General features: G+C 70.0%; 13 protein-coding genes. 6 read left to right on the top strand and 7 right to left on the bottom strand.

Features of this window, described 5'->3' with window-relative positions; translation table 11 throughout:
• Positions 1-123 precede the first annotated feature (123 nt).
• Positions 124-735 carry an aa3-type cytochrome oxidase subunit III gene (gene ctaE / locus NQ160_RS11865; RefSeq protein WP_257515442.1) on the bottom strand — a complete coding sequence of 204 codons (612 nt, stop codon included), beginning with the start codon at positions 733-735 and terminating at the stop codon, positions 124-126.
• Positions 736-896: 161 nt separating this feature from the next.
• Between ctaE and trpD the strand changes: the two genes are divergently transcribed.
• The 3 genes from trpD to NQ160_RS11850 all read left to right on the top strand — a co-directional run bounded on the left by trpD (position 897) and on the right by NQ160_RS11850 (position 3604).
• Positions 897-1958 (top strand): anthranilate phosphoribosyltransferase, encoded by a 1062-nt coding sequence (gene trpD, locus NQ160_RS11860; RefSeq protein ID WP_257515441.1) that lies wholly within the window; start codon positions 897-899, stop codon positions 1956-1958.
• Positions 1959-2055: 97 nt separating this feature from the next.
• Positions 2056-2550: an aromatic ring-opening dioxygenase LigA gene (locus NQ160_RS11855; RefSeq protein WP_257515440.1), complete on the top strand. Its 495-nt coding sequence runs from the start codon at positions 2056-2058 to the stop codon at positions 2548-2550.
• A gap of 55 nt (positions 2551-2605) precedes the next feature.
• Positions 2606-3604: a PHP domain-containing protein gene (locus NQ160_RS11850; protein WP_257515439.1), complete on the top strand. Its 999-nt coding sequence runs from the start codon at positions 2606-2608 to the stop codon at positions 3602-3604.
• A gap of 124 nt (positions 3605-3728) precedes the next feature.
• Here NQ160_RS11850 and NQ160_RS11845 read toward each other — a convergent pair whose 3' ends face one another.
• On the bottom strand, positions 3729-4664 hold the full coding sequence (locus NQ160_RS11845; RefSeq protein WP_257515438.1) for a 5'-3' exonuclease: 936 nt from the start codon (positions 4662-4664) through the stop codon (positions 3729-3731).
• A 46-nt stretch (positions 4665-4710) separates the two neighbouring features.
• Between NQ160_RS11845 and NQ160_RS11840 the strand changes: the two genes are divergently transcribed.
• Entirely contained in the window at positions 4711-4959 is a 249-nt protein-coding gene (locus NQ160_RS11840) for a hypothetical protein (RefSeq protein ID WP_257515437.1), read from the top strand.
• A 68-nt stretch (positions 4960-5027) separates the two neighbouring features.
• Here the strand turns inward: NQ160_RS11840 and NQ160_RS11835 are convergent, their stop codons facing one another.
• From NQ160_RS11835 to NQ160_RS11825, 3 genes are all read right to left on the bottom strand, one after another.
• Positions 5028-5588 (bottom strand): hypothetical protein, encoded by a 561-nt coding sequence (locus tag NQ160_RS11835; RefSeq protein ID WP_257515436.1) that lies wholly within the window; start codon positions 5586-5588, stop codon positions 5028-5030.
• A 206-nt stretch (positions 5589-5794) separates the two neighbouring features.
• Positions 5795-6340: a hypothetical protein gene (locus NQ160_RS11830; RefSeq protein WP_257515435.1), complete on the bottom strand. Its 546-nt coding sequence runs from the start codon at positions 6338-6340 to the stop codon at positions 5795-5797.
• Positions 6341-6419: 79 nt separating this feature from the next.
• Positions 6420-7097 carry a Pr6Pr family membrane protein gene (locus tag NQ160_RS11825; RefSeq protein WP_257515434.1) on the bottom strand — a complete coding sequence of 226 codons (678 nt, stop codon included), beginning with the start codon at positions 7095-7097 and terminating at the stop codon, positions 6420-6422.
• Positions 7098-7188: 91 nt separating this feature from the next.
• On the opposite strand from NQ160_RS11825, the gene NQ160_RS11820 reads away from it, so the two are divergent.
• Positions 7189-7584, top strand: a complete 396-nt coding sequence (locus NQ160_RS11820) for a YchJ family protein (protein WP_257515433.1) — start codon at positions 7189-7191, stop codon at positions 7582-7584.
• Here NQ160_RS11820 and NQ160_RS11815 read toward each other — a convergent pair.
• The gene (locus tag NQ160_RS11815; protein WP_257515432.1) at positions 7568-8590 is read right to left on the bottom strand and encodes an FUSC family protein; all 1023 of its coding nucleotides are present in this window, start codon (positions 8588-8590) and stop codon (positions 7568-7570) included. The two genes, NQ160_RS11820 and NQ160_RS11815, sit on opposite strands and share 17 nt — an antisense overlap.
• A 58-nt stretch (positions 8591-8648) precedes the next feature.
• A complete protein-coding gene (locus NQ160_RS11810; protein WP_257515431.1) occupies positions 8649-9563 on the bottom strand; it encodes a VOC family protein in 915 nt (304 codons plus the stop codon).
• A gap of 170 nt (positions 9564-9733) precedes the next feature.
• Between NQ160_RS11810 and NQ160_RS11805 the strand changes: the two genes are divergently transcribed.
• The coding region (locus tag NQ160_RS11805; protein WP_257515430.1) for an amino acid permease at positions 9734-10420 on the top strand (687 nt) is incomplete at its 3' end.

Here is a 10420-nt window from a genome sequence, read left to right as displayed (position 1 = left end):
CCCGCGTAGACGCCGCCGGTGACGAGAAGGCCGATGCCGATGAGGGCGGCGGCGGCCCAGGGGCTGCGGCGGCCGTTCGAGCGGCGAGGGGTGTGTCGTGCCATGGGCTTTTTCAGCTCGCTCTCAGCTCGCGAAGGGCAGCAGGTAGATGACGGCGAACAGGACGATCCACACGACGTCGACGAAGTGCCAGTAGTAGGACACGACGATCGCGGTGGTCATCTCCTTGCGCCCGAAGTTCTTGACCGCGTAGGCGCGGCCGATGACCATCAGGAAGGCGATCAGGCCGCCGGTGACGTGCAGCGCGTGGAAGCCGGTCGTGATGTAGAAGGCCGACGCGTACGCGTCTGCGGAGATCGGCAGGCCTTCGGCGACGAGGGTCGCGTACTCCCAGATCTGGCCGGAGACGAACACCGCACCCATGATGAAGGTGAGGAAGAACCACTCGGTCATGCCCCACTTGCGGACGTTCCAGAAGCTGCCGGTGCGGTAGGACTGGAAGCGCTCGGCGGCGAAGACGCCGGCCTGGCAGGTGAAGGACGACAGCACGAGGATGAAGGTGTTGATCGCAGCGAACGGCACGTTCAAGATCTCCGACCGCGCCGCGAACAGCTCCGGGGAGGTGCTGCGCAGGGTGAAGAAGATCGCGAAAAGGCCCGCGAAGAACATGACCTCGCTGCCGAGCCAGACAATGGTGCCGACGGCGACCGGGTCGGGTCGCTTGACCGACCGCATGGCCTGGGGATAGGTCGTTGGAGAGCTCGTCACACATTCATTATGGCTGAAAGTCGGCCCTAAGTTTCCCATCGGACGGCTGGTGATCGGCTGGGTGAAGTGAGTCCGCCCTCAGAGCGCGCTGAGAATTCGCTGATCGGCCCCCGATAGGATCGATCCCCATGGCGGAGCTCTACTCGTGGCCCGAAATCCTCACCACTCTTCTCGATGCGCGCGATCTCAGCGTGTCGGAGTCGACCTGGGCGATGCGGCAGGTGATGACGGGCGCCGCCACGCCTTCGCAGCTGGCCGGATTCCTCGTCGCCCTCCGGGCGAAGGGCGAGACGATCGACGAGATCGTCGGGTTCCGCGACGCGATCCTCGAAGCGGCCGTTCCGCTGCCCGTGCCGTCGCAGGTGCTCGACATCGTCGGGACCGGCGGTGACCGCTTCGGCACGGTCAACGTGTCGACGATGTCCGCGATCGTCGCCGCGGCTTCCGGCGTTCCGGTCGTCAAGCACGGGAACAAGGCGGCCAGCTCGAAGTCCGGCTCTTCGGACGTGCTGCGCGCGCTCGGCGTGGATCTGTCGCTGTCACCGGATGCCGTCGCGCAGACGCTGGCGCGGACGGGCATCACGTTCGCCTTCGCGTCGGCGTTCCACCCCGGTTTCCGGCACGCCGGCGCCACACGCGGCGAGCTCGGCGTGCCGACCGTCTTCAATTTCCTCGGCCCCCTCTGCAACCCGGCCCGAGCGGAGGCGAATGCCGTGGGCGTGGCACAGCTCGATCGCGTCCCGCTCATCACCGGAGTGTTCCGCACCCGCGGCGCGACCGCCCTGGTCTTCCGCGGCGACGACGGGCTCGACGAGCTGACCACCACCGGTCACAGCAGGCTCTGGGAGATCAGCCTGGGTGACGTCCACGAGCACGACCTGGACCCGCGCGATCTCGGCATCCCGCTGGCAGACATCGACGACCTGCTGGGTGGGGAGCCCGACCACAACGCCGCTGTGGTGCGCCGGGTGCTCGACGGTGAGCCGGGGCCGGTGCGCGACATCGTGCTGCTGAACACCGCCGCCGGCATCGTGTCCTACCGGCTCTCGCTGGACCCCGCCCAGTCGCAGCGTCCGATCCTCGAGCGACTGGCCGAAGGGAAGGATGCCGCGGCAGCCGCGATCGACGACGGATCCGCCGCCGCCACACTGGTTTCGTGGGTGGAGACGACCCAGCAGCTCGGCGGCTGAGCACTGAGGCGTTTCTTATTCACGGCGTTGGTGTGTCGGGCCGGGCGCTGCCCCCGCTAGGTTGAGGGAACACCCCGATCACAAGGAGCACCCCCGCATGTCGGAAGCACCGGCCACCACGGCCGACACCATCGAATCGCCCACCCGCAAGGTCGGCCTGATCAAGGCCGCCGGCATCATCGGCATCCTGGGCGGTGTGGCACTGATCATCGTCGGCATCGTCGTCTGGGTCATGGTCTCCTCGCAGCTGCGCGCCGAGAACATCACCGTCCCCGATGACGCGATGGCCTTCCAGGGTCAGACGGTCGCCGGTCCCTTCACCGCATTCGTGCAGGCGGACATCATCCAGCAGCACGCCCTGCACTCCTCGGACGGCAAGACGTACGCCGAGCTCGACAAGGAAGACCCGGTGCGGGCCACGATGATGAACGCGTCGTTCCTGCGGGCATCGCTGTTCACCTCGGTCGTGTCGTTCGGCGTCGCTGCCTTCGCCATGGGCATGGGTGTGCTGTCGATCATCTTCGGCTGGGCGATCCATCGCCTCGCCTCGATCCCGGTCGTCGTGAAGCGGTCAACGCTCACCACCTCCTGACTTCTCGGACCATACGGGCCCGCACCGCCTCGGTGCGGGCCCGTACTCTGTCGCCATGCATCCCCACGAGGCACTCAGCGAGATCGCCGGCCTGCTCGAACGAGAGCGGGCCTCGCGCTATCGGTCCAAGGCGTTTCGCGCGGCGGCCGCCGCGATCGAGGGTCTCGATGAGGCGGCACTGCGGGATTCCGCCGCATTGCGGCGACGCAAGGGGATCGGGGATTCGACCTTCGCCGTCATCCAGCAGGCGCTGGCGGGCGAGGTGCCGGCCTACCTCGTCGAGCTGCGGGAGAGCGCCGGGGTCGCGCCCGTCGGCTCCGACCTGCGCGCACGTCTGCGGGGAGACCTGCACAGCCACTCCGACTGGTCCGACGGCCTCACCTCGATCGACCTCATGGTGCAGGCTGCCCGCGCGCTCGGTCACGAGTACCTCGCCCTCACCGACCACTCGCCCCGGCTGCGTGTCGCCAACGGGCTCTCACCCGAGCGGCTGCGCGAGCAGCTGGCGCTGCTTCCGCAGTTCAGCGGCGACGGGTTCACGCTGCTGAGCGGGATCGAGGTCGACATCCTCGATCAGGGCGGGCTGGACCAGCAGGAGGACCTGCTGGCCGAGCTCGACGTGGTGGTCGCGTCGGCGCACTCGAAGCTGCGCATGGAGCGCGGCCCGATGACCCGGCGCCTCGTGGCGGCGGTCGGCAACCCGCACGTCGACGTGCTCGGGCACGTGACCGGTCGACTCGTCGAGGGGTCGCGGGGGACGCGTCCGCCGTCACTGTTCGACGCAGCGGCGGTCTTCGCCGCGTGCGCGGAGAACCAGGTCGCCGTCGAGATCAACTCGCGCCCCGAGCGGCAGGACCCGCCCGACGAGCTCATCGCCGTCGCGTTGGAGGCGGGATGCCTCTTCTCGATCGACTCCGACGCTCACGCCCCGGGGCAGCTGTCGCTCATCGACCACGGGGCCGCGCGTGCCGAGCGTGCCGGCGTGCCCGCCGACCGGATCGTGACCACCTGGCCCCTCGACCGTCTGCGCGAGTGGACGGGCCGCCGGCGCTGAGCCGGCCGCCAGGGCGTCACGCGGATACACCACTTTCCCGCCGAGACACCATTCGCCCGCTGAGACACCATTCGCCCGCCGAGACACCACGCGCGGCGGTGGGTCTCGGTCGGAAAGTGGTTTCTCAGTCGCGGGTGGCCAGCGCGTCCAGCGCCCGCTTCATCGAGGTGCCGAGTCCCCAGCGCTCGGCGAACGCTTCGGCGGCGTCGCGGGTGGCGGCATCCGGTGCGTGCAGCCGGGACTCCGGCGCGGCGATGTCGAGGTCGGTGACCACCCCCACCACCGTCGGGGCGACGTCGAGGTAGTCGGCGGCGCCGAGGATGCGACTGGCGACCGTGGCGGACATCCCGTCGCCGGACGCGGCGGCGGCACGGATGCCGTCGAGGTCACCGTGGGCCGCGAGCAGGGTCGCCGCCGTCTTGTCGCCGATCCCGGCGACCCCCGGCAATCCGTCGGATGCGTCACCGCGCAGTGTGGCGTAGTCGGCGTACTGCGTGGGCAGGATGTGGTACTTCGTCACGACGGTGGCGTCGGTGACGACCTCGAGGTTGCTCATGCCGCGGGCGGTGTAGATCACCCGCACGTCGCGGGCGTCATCGACGAGCTGGAAGAGGTCGCGGTCGCCGGTGACGATGTCGACGGGCATGGTCGCGCGGGTCGCGAGGGTGCCGATGACGTCGTCGGCCTCGTGGTCGGCACGCCCGACCACCGGGATGCCGAGCAGCGCGAGGGCCTCGCGGATCACCGGGATCTGCGCCTCGAGCGGGTCGGGGACCTGCTCGACGTCGGGCGCGCCCGGCATGACCTCCGCGACGCGGTGCGTCTTGTACGTCGGAATGAGGTCGACGCGCCACTGCGGGCGCCAGTCGTCGTCCCAGCAGGCGACCATGTCGGTCGGCTCGTAGGTCGTCGTCAGCTTCGCGATCATGTCGAGCAGCCCGCGGACGGCGTTGACGGGCGTGCCGTCGGGGGCGCGCACCTTGTCGGGCACCCCGTAGAACGCCCGGAAGTACAGGGATGCGGTGTCGAGGAGAAGCAGCTTTTCTGAGCGGGAGGACACGTCGACAGGCTACTGTCGGCCGCGTCGCCCTCGATACAGTTGCGGAATGTCTGCGACATCGACCAGCATCCGTGGCGCGCTCGGCTTGACGGTTCTCTACGTGTTCGCTGCCGCCGCTGGTGCGACGATCCTGGTCATGCAGGTCGTCAAAGGCGATGGCAGTTTCGGGATCCTCGCGGGGGCTGGGGTGCTCATCGCGTTCGGTGCCCTCGCCGTCGCATCAGGGCGGAACGCGCTGCGGATGCGGCGAGGAGCGGCGAGCCAGGTCGGGTCGGTACCGGCGGCGACGCCGTAGCACGAGACGTGCTGCGGTACGCCGACGCCGTGTCGGGCAGCATGAGGCGGTCGGTCACGCGGTGACCCTCAGCACCCGGGACCTCTCGGGTCCTCGAGGCAGGTGCGGTCCACGAGCGCCGTGTGCACCTCGACGACTCGCACGGCGTATCCGCCCGCCGTCGCGTCGACGAACCCGGGCACTTCGCGCCACGAGCCGGTGCCGAAATCGACGGATGCCGCATAGCGCACGGTGACCGAGGCGGCGTAGTCGCCCCGCTCGCCGTAGGCGTGACTGGTGGCGGTGGGGGTGAACTGCGCCTGCCCGAGCGTCGGCCAGCTGGCGCCACCGGTCGAGGAGGTGCGGCTGGAGCCGTCGCCGTAGTGGAACACGAACGCGGCGGGCACGAAGCGCACCACCACCGGGTAGTCGAACAGCTCGCCCGCGATGTGCTGCTCCGTCGCCGCGGCGACGAAGTTGGCCGGCATGCCGCGGACTGCGACGCCGTCGGGTTCCGCCGTGAACGACGGGCGCGCCGGCGTGAATGCCGCGAGATCGCTGATCGTGACCTCCGGGGGAGTCCACACCTGGTAGCCGCCGCGGCACCCGACGACCGTGTTGCAGACCGGGGCCGGTGCGGGTGCCGGCACCTGCGGCCGGACAGTACCGCCTTGGTTGCCGCCGCCACCACCTCCGCGGCCGCCGCCCGCCGTGTCGTCGGCGCCGATCTCGACCGAGGAGCCGGTGTTATTGACTTCCGGGCAGACATCTAGCCAAGAGCCACCAGAGCATGGCGTTCCGGGTTGCGCTGCCCCTGCCAGCAGGAGGCTCAGGAACGGAAGGGCGACAGCGATTGCTAGTCTGCAGCGCACTCGGGCTCACCGCCTCGGCCTGAGATCTCCGAGATGGATAGCCCAGTCGCCGTCGAATCTGATTCCCTCACGACAACCGTCATCGACTGCACCGGTGGGCGGGAGTCGGCGACCTGCGACTCGCCGCCGGCATTCACTACGTCGACTTCGCTTACGTCCTGGCAAACGGCCAGCGTTACAGTTGCCGGGGACTCGAACTCAAGCGGTTCAACCAGTGCGGCCTTTGTCTCTCCATGCACGGTCCACCCCTCCGCGTGCATCTCTGACAGCGTCTCGCGTTCGTTCGCATTCGCCTCGCCCGTGGTCCACGCGTAGACCGCCTCGAACGTGTCGGGGTCGCTGAGGTCCACCTGGTTCAGCGCATCGACGTAAGCGCGGTAGGTCTCCTCGGCCGCGGCGAAGGCTTCAGCCTCCGAGGCGAACCCGGTCGCCGTGGGGGTGGGAGCCGGTTCGGGCTCCGCGACGCAGCCGGTCAGAGCCAGCACGAGCAGGACCGAGGTGGCTGCCCCGACCGCGCCATGTGCCTTCATGCGCACACGCTACCGCGCAGCGCTCGCACGGCATCCGGTTATCCACAGCGGCGCCACAGCGACGAGCAGACGCCGCGGATCACCCGCGCGCGACCACCCCGCGCAGCCCGTCGCCGATCACGGCCGACAACCGGTCCAGGCCGATGACGCCGGCCGCGATGACCGCGATCACTGCGACGACCTGGGCCATGCCGAGCACGGCCCCGCCCAGCCCGAGCACGTCGATGTTGAGGAAGGGGTAGGGAAAGCGGTCCGCGATCGTCGGAAAGGCGATCGCGCGGGAGAGTGTGACGACGGCGTATGCGGCGGGGTAGATCAGCCAGAGCAGGCCATCGCGCCACCGCACCGCCCGGCGGGGGCCGAACAGCAGCCAGTCCACCAGCACCATGCCCGGAACGACGTAGTGCAAGAGGAACAGTGACTGGTTCGCCAGCGCCTGCGCGGGATCTGCGTCCATGAGCCCGGGCAGCGGACTCGCTCCCTCGTTGAGCAGCACGTGGGAGACGAGGGCGGTCGTGAGGATCCATGTCGTCACGGCGCCTCTCAGCCGGGGTGCGGGAGCGTCCGGGATGCCGCGGCGCACCATCCAGTACAGCGCGCCGGCGTAGTAGGCGAAGACGATGACGTTGCTCTGCACCGTGAAGTAGACGAGCCGGTGGTTGCCGCTGGACAGCCCCAGCAGGCACACCGCGACGATCGCGACGCGCCACCAGAGCTGTGCGGTGCCCCAGGAGCGTGCACGGGGCGCTGCGGTCACGGTGTTCCTCTCGTCTGCCTGCCACGATCGTGCGCCTGAACGCTAGGCGGCAGCCGTCGCGGTGTCAAAGCGGTGCGAGACTGACAGCACCATGCGTGACCACGACCCCTGCCCGTGCGGAAGCGAGGCCACCTTCGGGGAGTGCTGCGGACGCCACCTCGCCGGAGTGCCGGCGCCGACTCCCGAGGCACTCATGCGCTCGCGGTACACGGCCTTCGTCGTGGGCGACACCGCGTACCTCGAGCAGACCTGGCACCCCGGCACCCGGCCGGAGCACCTGGACCTCGACCCCGACCTGCGCTGGCGGGGCCTGGAGGTCGTCACCGCGGAGACCGGCGAGAAGCGCGGCTACGTGGAGTTCCGTGCGCACTGGAGCGAGGGCCCGAGCCGCGGGGTGCTGCACGAGCGCAGCCGCTTCGTGCGGCAGAGCGGGCGCTGGTGGTATCTCGACGGCGTGATCGACCCGCCGGTCACAGCGGAGCCGTGATTGCTTCGTGCACGCGGCGCAGGTCCACCAGGATCGATCCGATCAGCATCCAGTTCGTCGACGACGGCGTCTGGATCCGAAGGGGGCGGGTGAGGGCCGGCTCCTCGTCTTCGGGGAGCTCACCCGGCGTGCTCGTCAGTAGCCGCAGGTCGTGTGCCGCCCGGTGCAGCTGCTCTGCGATCGCGGGCGCGGACGGCTCATCGACGAGCCCGCTGCCGCCGTACTCGCGCACCGCGCGGGTCATGCCGATCACCTGCGTGACGATGCCGGAGAAGCGCTCGAGCAGCTCGCGCAGATGGTCGATCTGCGGACGGAAGTGGGGCGCGCGCGGGTTGAGGGCGAGCGCGTCGGTCGAGGTGGACAGAGCGCTCTCCGCGGCATCCCGCATGGGGCGCAGCAGCCGCGCCGTCAGCAGCATCTCCTCCAGCTCGGCCGTGGTGCGCGGTGACGTGAAAGCGTCCGCGAGACGGTCCAGTGTCGCGGCGGTCTCAAGCCCCAGGGCGTCCACGCGGTCGAGCGCCTGGGTGGCGTGCACCGGCGGCGCCAGCAGCACGCTCACCGCCAGACCCAGAGCCGCGCCGATGATCGTCTCGACGACCCGCGCTCCCGCGTAGCCGGGCGTCGAGACCCCCAGCGCGAGGACCAGCACCGAGCTGATGACGGTCTGGTTGCTGACCCCCGGCGTCATGCGCAGCACCCAGCCGAACACGAGCGAGGTCACGACGGCCGCCGGCACGACCCAGGCCTGGGTGCCGAATGCCAGCCCCAGGGCCGAACCGATCGCGACGCCCGCGATGACCCCGACCGTACGCTCGATCGCCTTGGCCGCGGACTGGTTCGGGCTCGGCTGCACCACCAGCAGCGCCGCGATCGCCGCGAACACCGGAGGCGGACCTCCGAGCAAGGCGCCGGCGACCACCCACGCGAGCACGGTGGCCAGCGCCGACTTGGCCACCTGCAGCAGGGGGAGTCGGCGATCGGCGCGGATGGCGGCGGTCAGGGCCATGTGATCAACGCTAGGCCGTGGCCCCACGCCGCGTCAGTGCTCGGGCCGGGCAAAGCCGTCAGCGCTGCAGCACTTCGTCAAGAGAGGGGTCGGGGAGGGCGACCGTGACCTGCGTGCCCCACGGATCGACGGCGCGCACCGACCGGCCGTCGCCGTCGTAGGCGATGCCGTGGTCGCGCAGGCGCGCACCCAGGGCATCGAGCTCCTCGCGGCGGGGCACGGTGATCGAGACATCGCCCAGGCCCAGCGCCGCGGCGCGAGGACCGGCGCCGCGGCTGTTCCACGTGTTCATCGCGATGTGGTGGTGGTACCCGCCGGCGGCGGCGAAGAGCGCCCCGGGATAGGCGCTCTGGGTGGCCTCGAACCCGAGCGCGTCGACGTAGAAGGCGCGGGCAGTGGGGATGTCCCCGACCTGCAGGTGCACGTGGCCTACGGCGCCGGCACGGGAGGGACCGGCATCCAGCGCCTCCTGCGTGAGGTGGCGGCGGAGGTACTCGTTCGGATCGAGGGCGAGTACGTCCATCTGGATCTCACCGGCCACGTGCACCCATTTGGCGCGGTCCCGGTCGGTGTACAGCTCGACCCCGTTGCCCTCGGGGTCGGTGAAGTAGAACGCTTCGCTCACCAGATGGTCCGCCGAGCCGCTGAAGCGACTGAGGGGGTGCTGCGCGGCGCGGTACACCGTCGCCGCCAGCGCTTCGGCCTCGTCGAAGAGGAACGCGGTGTGATAGAGGCCCGCCTCGCGCGCGGCCGCCTGCGGCAGATCCGGGGTGTGGACGAGTCGCACGAGCGGGGTGGATCCGCGGCCGAGCACCCGGTGCACCTCGCGCCCGCGCGCCTTCTCGTCGAGGGGCTCCATCGCGAAGGCATGGGTGTAATACCCGCTCATCGCCTCGAGGTCCGCGACGCGCAGGGTCACCGCGCCCATTGCCGCATCGGGGTGCAGCACCCGGTCGTGTGTTGCCGTGCTCATGGGATCTCCTGCAGTGGGGGGGGTTGAGGGTCGGGTCAGCCGGTCAAACCGCCTCGACGCCCGCGGCATTCCCGCGAGGCGGCACTGACAGCCTCTCCCCGCCCTCGCGCGGGATGTCATAGTGGCGCGGTTTACAATCGATGGTTGTCCAACACACAGAAGGAGATCGGATGCCGGCCCGTCAGAGCGCGATGCATGCGCTGTTCCGCCGCAAGCCGATCACCCCGCAGAACGAGGACGACTCCGGCACCGGGCTCGTCCGACGCCTGGGCACCTTCCAGCTGGCCATGCTCGGTGTCGGCGCCACGATCGGCACGGGCGTCTTCTTCGTCATGCACGAGTCGGTGCCGCTGGCCGGCCCCGCCGTGCTGCTCTCGTTCGTCATCGCCGCGATCGCCGCTGGCCTGTCGGCCGTCTGCTACGCCGAGATGGCCTCCGCCGTGCCGATCTCGGGATCGACGTACTCCTATGCCTATGTGACCCTCGGCGAGATCGTCGCGATGGGGGTCGCCGCCTGCCTCATGCTCGAGTACGGCGTCTCGGCCGCGGCGGTGTCGTCGGGCTGGAGCGGGTACCTGGACCACCTGCTGGCCGCGGTGTTCGGCTGGCACCTGCCGCCCGAGCTCATGGCGGGACCGCTCGAGGGCGGCATCGTGAACCTGCCGGCCGTCGTGCTCGTGGCCATGTGCGCGGTCCTGCTCGTGCGGGGCACGCGCGAATCCGCGGTCGTCAACACGATCATGGTCGTCATCAAGGTGGCGGTGCTGCTGATGTTCGCCGCGATCGCCATCACCGCCTTCCGTGTGGACAACTTCGCCGAGTTCGCCCCGCACGGCGCGGCGGGGGTGACTGCGGCG

This window comes from Microbacterium sp. zg.Y909 (assembly GCF_024626565.1).
This window is presented reverse-complemented; position numbering and strand designations above follow the sequence as displayed.

Excerpts from the sequence above, each read along its gene's own strand:
- ctaE (WP_257515442.1), bottom strand. The coding sequence starts at position 735 with ATGCGGTCGGTCAAGCGACCCGACCCGGTCGCCGTCGGCACCATTGTC.
- trpD (WP_257515441.1), top strand. The coding sequence starts at position 897 with ATGGCGGAGCTCTACTCGTGGCCCGAAATCCTCACCACTCTTCTCGAT.
- NQ160_RS11855 (WP_257515440.1), top strand. The coding sequence starts at position 2,056 with ATGTCGGAAGCACCGGCCACCACGGCCGACACCATCGAATCGCCCACC.
- NQ160_RS11850 (WP_257515439.1), top strand. The coding sequence starts at position 2,606 with ATGCATCCCCACGAGGCACTCAGCGAGATCGCCGGCCTGCTCGAACGA.
- NQ160_RS11840 (WP_257515437.1), top strand. The coding sequence starts at position 4,711 with ATGTCTGCGACATCGACCAGCATCCGTGGCGCGCTCGGCTTGACGGTT.
- NQ160_RS11830 (WP_257515435.1), bottom strand. The coding sequence starts at position 6,340 with ATGAAGGCACATGGCGCGGTCGGGGCAGCCACCTCGGTCCTGCTCGTG.
- NQ160_RS11820 (WP_257515433.1), top strand. The coding sequence starts at position 7,189 with ATGCGTGACCACGACCCCTGCCCGTGCGGAAGCGAGGCCACCTTCGGG.
- NQ160_RS11815 (WP_257515432.1), bottom strand. The coding sequence starts at position 8,590 with ATGGCCCTGACCGCCGCCATCCGCGCCGATCGCCGACTCCCCCTGCTG.
- NQ160_RS11810 (WP_257515431.1), bottom strand. The coding sequence starts at position 9,563 with ATGAGCACGGCAACACACGACCGGGTGCTGCACCCCGATGCGGCAATG.